Here is a 17,944-nt window from a genome sequence, read left to right as displayed (position 1 = left end):
TGATGAATTTTACGACTGCTTTGAAGACGACTTCATTCGCCATCTGTCCGCTGATCGGCCTCAGTTCCACTCTGGGACAATCAAAGTATTGCGCCATCTCTTTTCGTAATTCTTCTTCAACCTCGGAGATGAAACCTATACCCTGATAAAAGTATATTTCTTTGCCTTTCATTGTTCGGTGCTCAGCGTATCTTCCCGCAGGATCAGAGATCTCACATAATTTTACCAGATGACTTGGTGTGGTTTCCGAGGGAATAAGATTTATACACTCGGTCTGACGCCACAGATTATTTTTTTCGATGCGTGCAACTAAATTTTTTATCTTCTCTGATAGTTTAGACACATTGACCTCCTGTTTGATAATTATACTACTCTAAAATTGAGTAATGTCAAGCTTTCAGGGAAACGAAGAATGGGTGAAACGGGGAACGGGAGAAACGGAGACGGGAGAAGGGAGATTCTTCGCTTCGTTCAGAATGACAGGAGGAATGGGAGAGACGGGGAAGCAGAGAATTTGCTGTCCCTCTGCTTTTCTTTATTGACTTTCGTGCCCTTTTATGTAAAATTAAAAGTTATGAAACTTGCGGTCGTAGGACTTCAATGGGGAGATGAGGGTAAAGGCAAGATGGTCGACTATTTAGCCCGTAATTTTGACGTTGATGTCAGATTTCAGGGAGGAGCCAATGCAGGCCATACAGTGCGTGTCAAAGGTAAACAGGTGATATTTCATCAAATTCCATGTGGCGTACTTAATAAAAACGTCGTCGGCGTCATCGGAGCCGGTTGTGTTTTTGACCCCGCGGTCTTCTTCAATGAACTGAATGAATTGAAGAAATATGATGCAGAGATCGAAAAGCGGATACGGGTTTCAAAGTTCTGTAATCTGGTGATGCCCTATCACATCTTGATTGACAGAATCAGAGAAGAATCGAAACAGGGGATTGGTACCACAAAGAAAGGTATCGGAGTCACCTATGAAGATAAATATGGACGGGTGGGTATCAGAGTCGGTGATCTTTATAATCCGGAATTATTCAAAGAAAGATTACGGGTGAATATTTCAAGAAAGAATTTAATCTTGATGGAGATCTACCACGCCGAGCCGCTCTCCGATAGTGAAATATACGAACGGTATTTAGAGTATGCCGAACGGCTAAAACCGATGGTGGTTGATGATACCAGATACTTGAATGATTGTGTGGATGGTGATAAAAATATTATTTTTGAAGGGGCACAAGGGGCGTTGCTTGACATCACCTACGGGACTTATCCTTATGTTACGTCATCCCATACGATATGCGGCGGCGCCGCTTTAGGATGCGGGGTTGCGCCGTTCCATGTCGAGGATGTTCTCGGAGTGGTGAAGGCATATACCACGAGGGTGGGTTTCGGCCCTTTCCCCACGGAAAGTAATGAAGAGATTGGAGAGCAGCTTCGTAATACAGGGCAGGAATACGGAGCGACGACGGGCAGACCAAGGCGATGCGGACCCTTTGATGCTTCAGTGGTTAAATATGCAGCGCGTCTGAGCGGCGTTAAAGAGATCGTCCTTACAAAATTCGACATCCTCTCGAATTTTGATAAGATAAAAATCGCAGTGGGATATACAAACGCTTCTGAATTCGATCCGTTCCTCGCTGATGAATTGACTCCTGTTTATGAAGAGATTTCCGGATTCAAAGAGGATATCAGTGATATCAGGGATTTTGATAAGCTGCCTCCCGCTGCGAAGGAGTATATTCATTTGATTGAACACTACACAGGTTTGAAGGTCAGATACATTTCTGTAGGGCCTGATCGGGAAGCCGTCATCGAGAAGTAAATCATTTTCGTTTTCTTTTGAAAAGAAGATATAATTTGAATCAAGCAAATACATAATTTTCTATAGATTTCGACGACTCTTTAAATTTTCCTCTTGATTTTTTTAGAATTATGTATATATTTATTTTAATGAATGTCACAGAAGGAAGGGTATGGGCAGAGATATCGTTGGATTCTCTGGTTAATAATTATAAAATAATAAAACGGCGGGTGAAAAAAGCGAAGATTATGGCTGCGATAAAAGCCGACGCATACGGTCACGGAGCGGTAGAGGTTGCACGCACCCTTGAGTCGGAAGGCCTTGATTTCTTCGGCGTGGCGAGTGTCGAAGAGGGAGTTGAGCTGCGGCAGGCGGGAATCCTGTCGAAAATTCTTGTCTTGAGCCCGATACTCTATCAGCAGATCGATACGGTGATAGAATTTAATCTTATTCCTACTATATCAGAACTCGGTTTTTTTAGTGTTCTGGTTAAAAGACTAAAAAAACTGAGAAAAAACTTGTCGGTTCATATTGAGGTGGACACCGGGATGACAAGAACCGGTCTTCCTTATGATAAAGCGATATCTGCGGTCAGGAAGATCAGGAATTCTCCTTATGTAACGATCGAAGGATTGTTTTCCCATTTTCCGTTAGCCGATACAGACGGTTCCTTTACCAAAAAACAGATTAAAGAATTGAGCTCATTGATAAAGAATTTACGGAATGAGAAGATCAGTCCGTGTTTTGTTCATCTTGCCAATTCCTCCGGGATTTTTAAACATCCTGATGCCCATTTTAAGCTTGTGAGACCGGGAATCGCTCTATACGGATTGACTGCATCTCCATCTTTATGTTACTCAAAAGCCCTTAAGCCTGTTATGGCGTTGAAGACGAGAGTGGTTAATTTGAGAACCGTAAAAGCGGATACTCCGGTCAGCTACGGCCACACCTTCTTCACCCGAAAAAGGAGCAGGATTGCTACAATCAGTGTAGGATATGGTGATGGCTATCCCCGGGCGCTTTCAAACATCGGTGAAGTGTTGATAAGAGGGAGACGTGCTCCCATCGTCGGAACAATATGTATGGACCTTATAATGGTTGACGTAAGTAACATCAGAGGGGTTAAGATTGGAGATATCGTGACGTTGATCGGAAGAGACGGTGAAGAAGAGATCACAGCGGAAGAATGCGCCCGTAAGGTGGGCACGATTGTCTACGAGATTACATCAGGAATCGGCCCGAGGGTGGCGCGCGTTTTTAAATATAATGACCGATTTATAAGCGTCAGGAATCTGCTGGGGAGGTGGCGATATGATTGACAGAACAGGACCATTTTTTTGGATTTTTAAAGTAAACCCGGGTTTACTTTCGTAAAGGAGGCATATATGAAAAAGTTGTTGATATTCATGGTTTTTGTCTCGGTATTTGCTCAGGAGACAACCCATGAAGTGAAAATAGGTGATACACTCTGGGATATCGCCGGTTGGTATTATCAGGATCCTTTTCTTTGGCCATATATCTGGCGTGCGAATTTAACCAAGATTGAGGATCCCCATTGGATATATCCGGAACAGCAGCTTGTTATTCCTCCTTCTCCTGAGGAAGGGATAACAGTGCAGCCTAAACCGGAATATGAATACGGATATGAAGAGATGCCTGCGGTGATACCACAACCGAAGAAACCGGCTGCAGAGATGGTTTCTGCAGTGGTTCCCGAGGAGAGGGTTTTCACCGAGGAGATAATTCATCGGGCGGGTTTCATTGTGGAAGAGGATATTCCTTACTGGGGGAAGATCGTTGGAACAGAACCGATCGGAGATAAAAACATTACGACCTTTAAAAAGGTTTATATTAATCGAGTGGAAGATGTGCAGGTCGGGGATGTTCTGACGATATATCGGCCGGGTAAGAATTTAAAAGACCCGGCGACCGGTGAAGGATTGGGAAAAGAGATTATTATTCTGGGAAAGGCTGAAATTGAAGCAGTGGGTGAAGAAGGATGCCGCTGCAAAGTTGTGGCTTCATATGATATCATCAGAAAAGGAGATTTTGTAACACCTTACGAACCGATTCTTGCACCGGAAAATGTTGAATTGATTGAAACAGATAAAGAGATTGAGGGCTATATTGTGGAAGTCAAGGATCCAAATATGATAACATCCCCCCACGTGTTTGTATATGTGGATCAGGGAGAAGAAGCCGGAATTGCAGTCGGAGACGTCTTTGAAATTTATCAAGAGAAAAAAGTAGGCGGCGTTAAGCAGCCGGATTTGACTGTCGGAAAGGTGCAGATCATCAGTGTTTTCCGTAAGGCCTCAATCGGACTGCTGCTCCAGGAAAGACAGACATTAAAGGTAAAAAGAGGAGAAAGATGTAGGCTGGCGATGGAGGCAAGGTGAAGCAGAAGGAAGTACTGAGTCAGGTTTATCTCTTCCGGGAACTCACTCCGAGTGAAATGGATATTCTTATCTCTATCTCCAAAGAAAAACGGGTGAAAAAAGATGAAATTATATTTAAAGAAGGCGATACCGGTGACGCATTTTATCTCATTGTTTCGGGAAGCGTTCGGATTTCAACGATAGTCCCGGGCGTTGGCGAGGAGGCACTGACGATTCTTCGAGAAGGTGAGTATTTCGGGGAGATGGCGCTCATCGACGACGCTCCGCGTTCAGCATCCGCTATTGCCAATGATGATACGATTCTTCTTTTGATCGAAAAAGAGAATTTCCGCAAACTCCTGGCACAGGATACAGGTATCGCCTATAAACTTTTATGGGTGTTTACGAAAACACTTTCAGCCCGGTTGCGTAAGACCGATGAACAACTGAAGAGCATATTCTCCATTGCAAAGACATTTTGAGCGGTGATATAGGGTTACGCTGATGGAGAATAGATAGAAAGAGTCTTGCCATTTACAAACAGACTTAAAACTCAGTAAGTTGTTGAGGTGAAGAAATGGAGTTTAGAAATCAAAGGGATGATATGAGGTAAAAGATGTTTGATATATTCGGCACAAAGGATCCACGGAAGGCGTTACAAAAGGCAAACGAGTATATTAAAGAGGATAAGATAAATTCCGCAATAAAGGTACTCGAGGGAAATCTTACTGAAGACGAAGAATCATTTGATCTTTATCTGACTCTCGCCAGGTTGTATTTCGAAATCGAAGAAAGGGGAAGGACTGTTGAGATCCTCCGTCAACTGAAATCGATCGTTCCTGAAAGGGTGGATGAAATCATCGCCTTAGGATCGGAATTATACTATCGTCATGCCTCCATTGATCTGGCTGATTTTCTTTTACAGCTATATATTGAACAACATCAGTATGATGAGAACAGTAAGGTGTTGAGACAGTTGAGTGAGCGCGAGATCACCCTGTTGATCACACGATATGATAAGTTGAAACAGAACATCGATGGTAAAAATGTGATTTCAAAGAAGGATTTTGAGAAACTGATCATTCTTTCCACTTTGAGATTTTTCGCCAATGAGAGTGAAAAAGCGATTGAGTCCATTGAATCGGTGATTGAGATTGAAACATTCGCCCCTCATCTTTTGAAGTGGGCACGCATAATATCACGAGAGCGTTACACGGATTGGCATGCTTCCCTTTTATTGATGCGGATTCAAATGGTAAACCATGATTTTCAGGGTGCTTTGACGATGGCGCAACGGACAGCCGATCAATTTCCTGAAAGTATTGATTCCCTTATTGCATTGATCAGTTCGGCAAAACCACCGAAAGATCTGGAAAACAGCTTCACCCAGTTTTTAACTGAGTTGTATATTAAAAAAGGCGACCTTGATGCGTCGATTGAACTTTTATTGAGCCTTTTAAAGAAAGATATAAAAAAGATCGATGATGTCATAAAAGGACTGCGGGAACTTGAAAGAATTAATCCCGAAAATTTGAAGATTCTTTATGCATTGGGAGAAACGTATATCAAGGCAAACAGAATCTCCCTGGCGATTGATGAGTTCACCAAGATTCTTGAAGTGGACCCGACGCAATATGACGAAGTGATCAAGAAATATAAAGAGGCATTTGAAAAAGAACCGACCAATCCTCAGGTTATTGAAGCCCTTGTTACTGCTTATCTCAAGAAGAATGACGTGGATGCCGCTGTTGAGGTCGTGGAAAAGGCATATGAGATCGATTCAGGATTACTGGATGAGTATATCATACATCTGAACGCGATTCTTGAGAAAAATATTGATAATAAAAAAGCCCTTTATCTTCTCGGCCTGTGCTATGCCCACAAAGGGAATCACGAGAACGCGCGGCTTATTTTCGAAAATTTGATGGAAAGCGGTGAGTTCGATTATGTTTTTCAGGCGACCGAAAAGATTTGTGAAGAACAGCCGGATGATGCACAGTATTTGAATTTAAAGGCGAAGAGCCTGGTCGCTCTCGGTAGAGAAGAAGAGGCGTTCAACCTTATAGAAAAATATCTCGAAGATCACCCTGAAAAATTAAGCGATTTTCTATCGACGTTTGACGTACTCATAAACAAGCAACCCCAATTAGCCGACAGAATTTTGCCCCGTTATGAAAAGTATCGGGAAGAGGATAGTTTTGTCGCTGACCTGGCGATAGCACGTGCTTATGCCTTCAGCGGTGAGTATGACAAGGCTGTGAAGATTTTTGAGAGGTTGTTCGAAGATGAGGAGAACAAGAGTACTGCGAAGAAGGCGTTGATCGAAGTAATCCAGGCAAGGCCTAAAGCCGTTCCCCTGTTACTCGCCGCGGCAAGAATATTTATGAAAGAAGGAGAGGTGGAGATCGCCACGCGTTTCTTCAAGACTGCGCAGATGGTCGATCCCAAGGCGTTTTTTGAAATCGTTGATGAATTTTATGATGCATTGAAGGCTTTTCCCAAGGATAAAGAAGTGCGTGTGCTCCTGGTGGAGACCTTTTTTAACCGAAAACTGTGGGACCGTGTTATCGAGGAATCAAAAAGAGCGATTGAGGTTTTCGGGAGGAATTCACAATACTTTAACCTTATGCTGGGAAAGGCGCTTGTTGAAAAGGGAAATTTGAGTGATGCGGTCAGACCATTGATGCTCTCTCTGGACGGCGAGGAGGATTGTTCTGCTGAGGTGATAGAATATCTGGATAAAATTCTTAATATCGACAAGAGTAATGTCCCAGCACATTTTGCGCGCGGCAGGGCGTTAAGCAGAGCCCATCGCATAGACGAAGCAGTGGAGGAATACCTTTTGACCGTGAGGATCCTGCCCGCTCGTGCCGAATATGTTTATGATGAATTGAAGACCCTCTCCTCAAAGGCGATGGCGAATCCACTCATTATATTCGCTATGGGAAGTGTGGAACTTGTTCTTAAAAAATATGATGACGCCATCAAACATTTACTTCAGGCTTGCGAGCTGGATACAAGTCTGGTGAAGAGGATTATTCCTCAATACGAACGGCTGATCAAGTCCGCAAGTTCTCCTCTCCTTGAATTTTCCCTGGCGAAAGCATATCATTTAGCCAACTTGAAGAGTTCGGCGGTCAAATATTATATGAGGGCTCAAGCCGCGGATAGAGCCTATCGCGAACCTGCTATTTCCGAGATGAAAAAGATCTGTGCTGAAAATCCCGGTGATATTGAGTCCCGGAAGGCGCTGGCAGAACTATACTTTCAGTATAATAATTTAGAGGATTCCCTGGATCTGGTGAACGAGATTTTCAGGGCGGATAGCAAAGAACGTGATTGGGCGAAGAAATTCGTATCCGATGTTCTCAAGAAAAACCCGAAACATATTCCATCATATTATTTCCTCTCCCATCTTTTCCTCAGCGAGAAGAATGACAAGAAGGCGATCGAGGTGTGCAGAAAATTGTTGGAGATAGCACCGGTTGAAATAACAAAAGTGATTGAAATGCTGAATAAAGTTTCCAAAGGGAGAGTCGAGATTCTTTTATATCTTGGTGCTTTATATAAAGATACAGGAGAAATAAATAAGGCGATTACTTTATTTGAAGAATTATTTGCAATTGACACATCATTCGGGAATGCCATAATTTATCAAATCAAGGAGATTTTGAAGAAAGATGCGTCGATAGCTGAAGCCTATCTGCTCGCCCACAAGATATTTGTTTTCCAGAAAGAATATGAAAGGGCGATTGAAGCGATTAAACATGCTGCGGAATTAACGGTTGACAACGAAGAGATAATACTGAAAGAGGGCCAGACCTATTATGCGATGGGTGAACCTGAAAAGGCGATAAAACTATACACGGAACTTCTCGACCGAACCAAAGACAAGAAAGCCATCTATCGATTGATCAAGAAGACACGTCAGCAGTATTTTGAAGAGAAACTGAGTACGATCAAGGGCGCGGACGATGAAGAAAGGTTGGAGAGGGCCCGGATTTATTTATTGATGAATCAGACGGCGAAGGCGAAGAAAGAGTTACAGTTCACACCGAAGACCAAATTTGCAATAAAGCACCATACCATTATGAAGGCGAAGCTGTATGTCAAACAGAACAGACCCATCGACGCCCTCGCCATTATGAAAAATTTACCTGTTGATGAAGAGACAGCACCTGTTTATGCGGATATATATGAAGCAATGGGTTCTTATGAAGCTGCTGCATTGGTCCTGCGACAGGCAGGTGTTGAAGATATGGAACAGAGGATAGCAAGTTATGAAAGACTTGCCCAGGATAGAAGATTAGCAAAAGGAAGATATTTTATAGAAGGGAGGAGTTGATGAAGTGCCCGTTCCTGATAACAAGGAAAGATATACTTGATAAGCAAGGAAAGAAGGTCGGGGAAGAGATTGAACTTCAGGAGTGCATCAAAAACGAATGTATGATCTTTGACGGTGCCACGAAACTGTGCTCATTATTGTCTTCTAATATGAAAATGGGTGTTTTGATAGATGACGTTAAAAACGGCATTAAGGGTATCAGAGAAGAGATGGCACAGCGCTCAGAATCTCTCGGGGTTGTTCTTTCAACGACCGTTCAGACATTACAGGAGGCGTTACTCGGCCGTTTTGATATTCTCAAGAAACAGAACGAGGTTATGGTGTTGGGGTTTGATCGATTGGTTGAGACGATTAATAACAAATTTGAAGGCTTGAAATCGAATTTTGCAGAACTGAGTGATTCTGTCGCGGCTTTCCAGAATGCAGTGACCGAGTCATTGAGTTCAAACAACACAGTTCTCTCTGACAATATAAATGCATTGAAAGGATCATTGGCTGTCCAGGGTGACAATGTTCGTTCTGCTATCCAATCGATGCAGCAGACAATAGAAGAAATCAGAAACATCTACAGCGGATTTTCCGAGGAGATCAAGGGCTTTAACGGGGCACTTCTTGATAAGTTGTCGGAATACAGTGATAAGAACGAGAAGGTGAACGAGAATACGGCTTCAAAATTGGATGTTCTGAAAGAAGATCTGGAAAAATTGATTACCACAAATCAGGTAAGTATGGAAACGGTAAATGGAGCGATTGAGAAAGTCGTTTCTGCAAATCAGGAGCTTCTGACAAAACTCAATCAACTCGATACCCTGGTTACCAAACTCGAAGGTGTCCAGGAAGTTGTGAGGACAGAAGTCAGCGGCTTGAAGAATGAGAATGTAAATGCTATTAAGGCGCTTTCTGAAAAGTTTGATACTTTGAATACCGCCTTCGCCGATACGATGAAGCCCGGGATCGAGAGTATGACTGAATTTATGAAGACCGAGGTCGCTGGTTTAAAGATGGACTTACTTAATGCGTTGAATGGAATTTCCGCCAAGTTCGATGCCCTTAGCACCACACTGGCTGATATAATGAAGCCCGGAATCGAAGGCATGACCGAGCTGATGAGGACGGAGATCGCCGGGTTGAAGAATGATTCAATAACCGTATTGAATGAAATTTCTTCGAAGTTCGACGCCCTGACGGCTTCTCTCGCCGATACGATGAAGCCCGGGATCGAGAGTATGACTGAATTTATGAAGACCGAGGTCGCCGGTTTAAAGAACGAAAGTTTGAATGCACTCAACGGTCTATCATCAAAATTCGATGAGCTCGGCAGAGTTTTCTCGGAAGAGTTGAAATCGAGCGGGGAGAATATGCGCACTATCGCCGGAGAATTCAACACCATCGGTGAAGGTATCAAGGCCGATATTAATGGTTTGAAAGACGGTATTTCGGTGAAACTTGATGAATTAGGAACAGTTTTTAAAGAATCGGCGCGGGTCCAGGAACAGAGTCTTCAGGGAGTGGTCAATAATTTCAGCACGGTCGGAGAAGGAATAAAATCCGAAATCAGTGAATTGAAGTCGAACACCACGAATATTCTGGAAGGTTTGAAAGGAGAGATAGGAGCTTATATCGACGGTGTAAAGACGGAGATAGGTTCTTTAAAGACGGATCAGATTGCTTCACTTAACAATGTTCAGGGGACGGTCATTCAGTTACAGGAATTATTCAAACAGTCTGCAGAGAGTCTCGGTTCGATGAGTGAGATGATGAAGAATTTGAACAACAACTATATTGAGTCGCTCGGTAAGATCGCTGGACTTGCAGAAGGTATGCGTAAAGGGGTCGCTGCGGTCGGTGAAGGAATGCACGATTCAGTGAAAGAACTGGTTAAGGAGATGAAACAGGAGATCGGAGCACTTGAGAAACAGTACGAAAAGACGTTCAGTGATATCGCTAATTTAGCCGGCAAATTCGATGAACTCAACAAACGTATTAAAGAGATGACCAAAGAAGTGGAGGAAGAATTTAAAGATTCGTTTAGCCGTCAGGAAAAACTATCTGATTATACAAAGACGATTCTTGAGCACATTAAAGGTTATTTTGAGAAAGAAGAGGCCCGTTATAAAGAGGAACAGGCGTTGAGGAAAAAGAAAGAAGCGCTGGACCATTTTGATCGGGCGACACTCTATTATTACCGCGGCAATTATGAGATTGCTATCAATGAAATCAATAAGGCGCTTGAGATCGAAAAGTCGGCTGAGTATCTTAACTTGAAAGGTTTGCTTCTCGCCGAGTTGGGACAATTCAGCGAATCGAAGAAGATCTATAAAGAGGCGTTGAAATTGGAGCCGAATCTGGCTGAGATCCATAATAATCTTGGACTGCTCTATTTAAAGATGAAGAAACTGGACGATGCGGTTGTCGCATTTGAAGAGGCCGTGAAGAAGAATGTCAACTATGCACTCGCCTATGTGAATCTCGGAAAGGCGTTGATTGAACTGGAGAAATACGACGATGCGATAAAGGCGTACGAAAAGGCGCTTGAGATCGACCCGTCGAATCATGAAGCGCGTGAAGCCGTAAAGCTTTATAAAGAGGGGAAGATCGGCGGTTGAGGAGTGATAGAAAATGGGAATAATTGACAAATTGAAGAAAGGCAAAAAGAGTGAATCAATATTAGATTCTCTGGTGAAAAAGAAGAGCCCGCAAGAAGAAGCTAAAGAGACTGGCGCTGCAAAGCCCGATGATATTGAAGTAAGGGAACTAAATCCGACCGGTGTCGAAAAGATTGCAATGCCTGAAGATATCGGTATGCAGCCGATTGTGGAAGAACCTCCGAAACCGGTTCATGAATTCCGCGCCGAAGGGATGCACGAATTTTCCCTGGAAAGTTTAGGGTCTTCACCCAATGCGAGCCTGAAGGTCGAATATAAATCGAAGGCGAATAAGCTGATTGACGAAGACAAAATCGATGAAGCAATCAAGGTGCTTCAAGAGCTGAAGCAAAAGCTCGCTCAACAGAAGTAGAAATAACTTTCAGCCTTTTTATAACTTCAGTCTATTTCTTTTTCTTGTATTTTTCTTCCAATGCGGCGTGAGCCGCAGCCAGACGCGCGATCGGCACCCGATAGGGCGAGCAGGAGACATAGTCCATACCCACCTTATGACAGAAATAGATGGATTTCGGATCGCCACCGTGTTCTCCGCATATTCCGATTTCCAATCTGGGATTTGTTTTTCTGCCGAGTTTTATGCCGATTTCCAGTATTTTGCCGACGCCGTTGATATCGATCGTCTTGAATGGATCATCTTTTAAAAGTCCCATCTCGATATATTGGGGAACGAATTTCGCGACATCGTCACGGGAGAATCCGAGGGTTGTCTGTGTCATATCATTGGTGCCGTAAGAGAAAAAGTCGGCGACTTTGGCTACTTCGTCGGCGGTGAGCGCGGCACGTGGAATTTCGATCATTGTTCCGATCATATATTTCAGCCGTACTTTGTATTTTTTGATTGTTTCCTTGGCGATTTTTTCAACGATTGCCCGTTGGTGAGCCAGTTCTTTAGCTTCCATCACAACGGGAATCATCACTTCTGGGATCGCCTTGATTCCCTGTTTAGTAACTTCACAAGCCGCTTCGAATATCGCCCGCGCCTGCATTTCGGTTATTTCAGGATAGGTGATGCCGAGTCTGCAACCACGATGGCCGAGCATGGGATTGGCTTCATGGAGAGATATAACAATCTGTTTGAGCTCATTGAACGAGACTTTCATATCCCGTGCGAGTTCTTTAATCGCCTCGTCGTCTTTGGGCAGAAATTCATGGAGGGGAGGATCCAGGGTTCTGATTATGACCGGAAGGCCGTCCATAACCTTAAAGATTCCAATGAAGTCCTCGCGCTGCATCGGAAGCAACTTGGCAAGTGCCTTTCGTCTGCCTGCTTCGTCCCGCGCGACAATCATCTCACGCATTGCAGCAACCCGTTCGGGTTTGAAGAACATATGTTCAGTTCTGCATAAGCCGATACCTTCGGCTCCGTAGTCACGTGCGATCTTGGAATCTTTCGGTCGATCCGCATTGGTTCTGACACCGAGACGTCTGAAAGAATCCGCCCATTTTAAGAGACGGGTTACCTCTTTTGTCATTTCCGGTTCAATCAGTTTCGCCTTACCCAGAATTACACGGCCTTCAGTTCCGTCGATACTGATGATATCACCCCATTTTACCACGGTGTCACCGACACTGAATGTTTTTGTTTTTGTATTAATTTTGATCTCACCGCATCCGACAATACAGGGTTTTCCCATCCCCCGCGCCACGACTGCAGCATGGGAGGTCATTCCGCCGCGTGCCGTAAGGAATCCTTTTGCTGCTTCCATACCGTGGATGTCATCGGCTGATGTTTCAAGCCGTACGAGGATCACATCTTTTCCGTCCTTTGCGAGCTCGACGGCTTCTTCGGAGTCAAAGACGACCTGTCCCACAGCCGCACCAGGTGATGCAGGTAGACCTTTTGTCAGGGTTTTGTATTTTGTCGTCGGATCGATCATTGGATGGAGCACCTGGTCCAGTTCCGCCGGTGTTACACGCATGACAGCCTCTTCTCTTTTTATCAACTTTTGAAGAGCCATATCCACGGCGATCTTGATATTGGCAAGAGCCGTTCTCTTACCGGCGCGTGTCTGCAGAATCCAGAGTTTCCCTTTTTCTACGGTGAATTCCACATCCTGGAGGTCACGGTAATGTTTTTCCAGTTTATTGAGGATATTAACCAGCTTGTTATAGGCTGAGGGAATGAGTTTTTTGAGTTCGCTTATCTTTCTGGGGGTTCTTATTCCCGCAACGACGTCTTCACCCTGAGCATTCTGGAGAAATTCACCGTAGATTTTATTTTCTCCTGTAGCCGGGTTGCGTGTGAACACCACGCCGGTTGCTGAATTTTCTCCCATATTACCGAAGACCATTGATTGAACATTAACGGCTGTACCCCAATCATCAGGGATTTTATAAATTCTGCGGTATTCTTTTGCCCGGGGATTGTTCCATGAATTGAAGACCGCACCTATTGCACCCCATAGTTGTTCACGGGGGTCACCGGGAAAGGCTTTCTTTGTCTCTTTGAGAACGAGTTTTTTGAATTTTTTTACAATTTCATACCAGTCGTCACCACTGAGATCAAGATCAGATTTGTAACCTTTACTCTTTTTCAGGGCGTCGATCAATGCCTCGAATTTCTCACGCGGGATCTGCAGTACGATATCAGAGTACATCTGGATAAATCTCCGGTAGCAGTCATAAGCGAATCTTTTATCTCCGGTGTTTTCAATCAAGCCGTTTATTGTTGAATCATTGAGTCCCAGATTAAGAATTGTGTCCATCATACCGGGCATGGATGTCCGGGCACCGGAACGCACCGAAAATAAAAGAGGATTTTTCTTGTCTCCGAATATTTTTCCGGTGAGTTTTTCGACTCTCTTGATACCTTTTTCAACATCCTGACGTAAAAACTGTGGATATTTTTTCCTTTTTAAATACTCGATGCAGAGTTCTGATGAGATTGTGAATCCTGGAGGTACCGGAACACCGAGGTTCGTCATCTCGGCAAGATTTGCACCTTTACCACCGAGGATGTTTTTCATCTTCGCCGAACCCTGGGCTTTTTTGCCGCCAAAATTATAGACTAACCTTTTTGCCATCTTTTCACTCCTTTCCTCGAAGAATTTTCTTTATACACAACTTCTATGTTTGTCAGCATCTGGAGATGTTCTTTTAGATTTTCAGATGCTTTTTTATCAAGGATTCCAGTTTAGGCCCTGATTTCACCTGCAATTCATAATCAACCTTTGCCGCAGGTTTGTTCAACTTCATAAATTTTCTTAAATCAACCGGTGTCGCGATGATTATCGAGTCGGCAGGAATTTTGTTGATGCTTCTTTCCAGTTCTTTGATCTGTTTTTCGCCGTAGCCCAATGCCGGGAGCAAATTACCTATATTGGGATACTTTTTATATGCCCCTTTGATTGAACCGATGACATAAGGTCTGGGATCGATAATTTTTTTCGCCTTTAATCTTTTCGCCGCGACAATACCGGCGCCGAAAGACATACCACCGTGGGTGAGGGTGGGACCATCTTCAATGACAATCACTTTTTTATTCCTTATCAACTCCGGTTTATCCACTGATGTTGGTGATGCCGCTTCTATAATCACCGCTCGTTTGTTTACTTTCTTTATATTTTCTTTTAGTAATTTTATATTCTTTCGGGGGGCGGAATCGACCTTGTTTATCACGACGACATCAGCGCTTCGCAGATTCGCTTCACCGGGATGATAGTTTATTTCGTCACCGACCCTGAATGGATCCACGACTACAATATGAAGGTCGGGTTTATAAAAAGGCAGATCATTATTACCACCGTCCCAGATAATCACTTTGGAAATCTTTTCCGCCTGTTTCAAAATCTTTCCGTAATCGACCCCGGCGAAAACCGTATTACCTCTTTTGATATGGGGTTCATATTCTTCCCGTTCTTCAATGGTGCAGTTATGCCGGTCCATATCAGACAATTTAGAAAATTTCTGGACTATCTGTTTCCGCAAATTGCCGTAAGGCATTGGATGCCGGATTACTGAGAAGCTGATGCCTTTTTTGTGCAAGATATCACAGATTTTACGGGTGGTCTGGCTCTTACCAGCACCGGTGCGTACCGCGCAGACAGAAATCACTTTACGACGGGATTTGAGCATTGAAGAATTCAAGCCCAAAAGCCAGAAATCGGCACCAGCCGCAATTACCTCAGATGCTTTATTCATCACATAATTATGTGATATATCCGAGTAGGAAAAAACGACGATGTCTACCCGATATTTTTTTATCAATTCAGTCAATTTACTTTCCGGTAAAATAGGGATTCCTTTTGGGTATTTTCTACCGGCAAGTTCCTTAGGATATTTTCTTCCTGTAATATTTGGTATCTGCGTTGCTGTAAAACAGACAACCTTGAATAGAGGATTATTTCTAAAGAAAAGGTTAAAATTGTGGAAATCACGGCCTGCTGCGCCCATAATGATCACGCGTCGTCTTTGCATAAAAAAACCTCCTTTAACCCCAATTATATACTAAAATTCCACAAAAGTCAATGATTTTCGAAATTTGAAGTGCTGTTTTACCCTAAACTACTTCCTCTCAGAGATTTTTGACTCGTTATGCACCCGTCTGCCTTCTTCAGTGCGCCACTGGAAATCACCCTGGGTTTTGATGCGGTCATAGATGCCGATCATTGCATCGTCGTCCAAGGAATGTCCGATCAGGTGGCCGGTCTTGGGTTGTTCCACCGGAGTAAGGATCTTTGCAATTCGGGCGTGGACATCCTTGCGTTCTGCGGTCACGGTCCAGTAAACCTTGGTCCCGGGTTTACCGCCGATTGTAAAACGGTTACCTTTAATATCTTCGGCGACATAAACAACTTCTGGCGTGCCGACTCCGGTCAACTGGATTCTTGGATTGTTGTTTATTTCATCAAAGTAATCCGGCAGTTTCACTTCAACCCGACCGTTGTCTTTAATATAGGCGGTGCCGTTGTAGACAAAGACCGGCTCAGAAGAGCCGACCGCATACTGATTGAGGATCTTATTCATTGGGTCAGATGGATGGTCCATTGTGAAGACCAAGGTACCGGTTGAGAAATTGGCGGCGCGGACCTGGCTCGCTGCTGTGGTATGGCTGGTTGTAAAGGCTGCGGAGTAGGAATGTCCTGATTGAACTTTTGTACTAAAATTCGTTGCAAACCCGGCATAACCGATAACCGTATCTGCATATCCTCCAGCCACAGTCGCAAAATTACTATCGGCAGTATTGTAAGATCCGCCACCCACGGTCGTATACCAATCACTGGCAGTATTGCTAGTTCCTCCGGCCACGGTCGCACAGTAACCGCTGGCAGTGTTCCCATATCCTCCACCCACGGTCGCATTGCTACCGCTGGCAGTGTTTTCATATCCTCCGGCCACGGTCGCACTGCCACCGCTGGCAGTGTTTCCAGACCCTCCGCCCACGGTAGCATAGCTACTGCTGGCTGTATTGTTTTGTCCACCGCCGACAAAGGTGTATTTTGCGGTCACTGAATTATTCCAGCCTCCGACCACCACCGCTGCCGTGTCAATTAACGAATCACCTGCAAGATTATCGTAGCCGGAGAGGATACCACCATAATAAGCATTGACTGTATCTTTATACCCGCCGCCAACAGTAGCGAAGATATAATTGGCACAATTGTGAGCTCCTCCTGCCACGGTAGCGCAATTGTAGCTGGCGGTATTATCAGACCCTCCGCCGACAGTCGCATAGGGACCACTGGCAGTATTGTTCAATCCTCCAGCCACGGTCGTATAGTCGTCAATGGCTTTATTACCATATCCACCACTAATTGTGGCGTAATAATCGTTCTGTATACCCACTCCAGTAGTACAGGCAACCCCAAAATTGACATGGGTAAAGGCGTTGGTACCGTAGAGTGCATTTCCTGCCCCACCCCGGGCAAGGCCCCAGTAATTGTTGGTATAAAGCACTGAATCAGTAACCGACCAAGCACTAACTGCATCAGCCCAGGATACCTGACCGCTGCCGTCAGTCACCATCACCTGATTCACAGAGCCATCACTCGTGGGAAATTCATAACCGTTTGTTTCGTCACCAAACCGAATATGGGGCATATCCACCATAAAGGTCGAATCCTGGGTCAGTTTAGAACCAATCCCGAAAAGATAGGAATAGTCTGCACCCGAAGCAATCGTATCTGCATAACCAGCCACAACAGTGGAATAGTTCGCAGCTGCAACATTGTCTTTTCCAGCACCCACGAATGCATAAGAACCGCTCGCAGTATTATTATCTCCTCCGACTACCGCTCCGATATAACCGCTCGCAGTATTCCAGCATCCACCAGATACAACCGAACGAACACCACTGGCGTAGTTGTAATATCCTCCACCCACGGTTGCATATTCCTGAAAGGCCTTATTATAATAGCCACCACTTACTGTTATGTACCTGTAATTTTGAAAGTTTGATCCCGTGGTGCTGGAAATACCGAGATTGACATGGGTAAATGCATTATTACCATAAAGTGTATTACCCGCTCCACCCCGGGCAATGCCGAGATAATTGGCGGTAAATAACACACTGTCCGGCGTCCCCCTGACCCAGTCATTGTCCGCAGAAGCATTGCGGGCATATTCCGCAGTATCTGAATAGGTCGCAGTATAGGCATAACCCACTGAAACAATCCGGGTGCGCGGAGACAGCGTATCACCATCGACCACAAGCTCCAACCAGCGGTCTGTACCACCGGTAAAGACCGAATCCGGTATCGCATTCACACTGCCCAATATCACACTGAAGACCCCACGCTCAATTATTACTCCGGTC

At 44.3% G+C, this 17,944-nt stretch carries 10 protein-coding genes; 7 read left to right on the top strand and 3 right to left on the bottom strand.

Translation table 11 applies throughout. The features are described from left to right. The coding region (locus tag ENI34_06440) for a hypothetical protein (GenBank protein HEC78764.1) at positions 1–343 on the bottom strand (343 nt) is incomplete at its 3' end. Between the two features lie 231 nt (positions 344–574). Here ENI34_06440 and ENI34_06435 point away from each other — a divergent pair. The 7 genes from ENI34_06435 to ENI34_06405 all read left to right on the top strand — a co-directional run bounded on the left by ENI34_06435 (position 575) and on the right by ENI34_06405 (position 11,542). Next, positions 575–1,822: an adenylosuccinate synthase gene (locus ENI34_06435; GenBank protein ID HEC78763.1), complete on the top strand. Its 1,248-nt coding sequence runs from the start codon at positions 575–577 to the stop codon at positions 1,820–1,822. A 110-nt stretch (positions 1,823–1,932) separates the two neighbouring features. Further along, positions 1,933–3,120: an alanine racemase gene (gene alr / locus ENI34_06430; protein ID HEC78762.1), complete on the top strand. Its 1,188-nt coding sequence runs from the start codon at positions 1,933–1,935 to the stop codon at positions 3,118–3,120. A gap of 66 nt (positions 3,121–3,186) precedes the next feature. Then, entirely contained in the window at positions 3,187–4,200 is a 1,014-nt protein-coding gene (locus tag ENI34_06425; protein ID HEC78761.1) for a LysM peptidoglycan-binding domain-containing protein, read from the top strand. Then, positions 4,197–4,661: a cyclic nucleotide-binding domain-containing protein gene (locus tag ENI34_06420; protein ID HEC78760.1), complete on the top strand. Its 465-nt coding sequence runs from the start codon at positions 4,197–4,199 to the stop codon at positions 4,659–4,661. Before ENI34_06425 ends, ENI34_06420 begins: the two co-directional genes overlap by 4 nt. A 134-nt stretch (positions 4,662–4,795) precedes the next feature. Beyond that, positions 4,796–8,524 (top strand): tetratricopeptide repeat protein, encoded by a 3,729-nt coding sequence (locus ENI34_06415; GenBank protein ID HEC78759.1) that lies wholly within the window; start codon positions 4,796–4,798, stop codon positions 8,522–8,524. Then, the gene (locus ENI34_06410; protein ID HEC78758.1) at positions 8,524–11,130 is read left to right on the top strand and encodes a tetratricopeptide repeat protein; all 2,607 of its coding nucleotides are present in this window, start codon (positions 8,524–8,526) and stop codon (positions 11,128–11,130) included. Before ENI34_06415 ends, ENI34_06410 begins: the two co-directional genes overlap by 1 nt. Positions 11,131–11,143: 13 nt before the next feature. Further along, positions 11,144–11,542 (top strand): hypothetical protein, encoded by a 399-nt coding sequence (locus ENI34_06405; protein ID HEC78757.1) that lies wholly within the window; start codon positions 11,144–11,146, stop codon positions 11,540–11,542. Between the two features lie 31 nt (positions 11,543–11,573). Here ENI34_06405 and ENI34_06400 read toward each other — a convergent pair whose 3' ends face one another. Beyond that, complete coding sequence (locus ENI34_06400; protein ID HEC78756.1) at positions 11,574–14,213, bottom strand: pyruvate, phosphate dikinase; 2,640 nt, start codon at positions 14,211–14,213, stop codon at positions 11,574–11,576. A 73-nt stretch (positions 14,214–14,286) separates the two neighbouring features. Beyond that, positions 14,287–15,606 carry a GTPase gene (locus tag ENI34_06395; protein HEC78755.1) on the bottom strand — a complete coding sequence of 440 codons (1,320 nt, stop codon included), beginning with the start codon at positions 15,604–15,606 and terminating at the stop codon, positions 14,287–14,289. Positions 15,607–17,944 lie beyond the last annotated feature (2,338 nt).

The sequence above is a fragment of the candidate division WOR-3 bacterium genome (assembly GCA_011052815.1).
Taxonomy (GTDB): domain Bacteria; phylum Hydrothermota; class Tepidihabitantia; order SM23-42; family SM23-42; genus DRIG01.
This window is presented reverse-complemented; position numbering and strand designations above follow the sequence as displayed.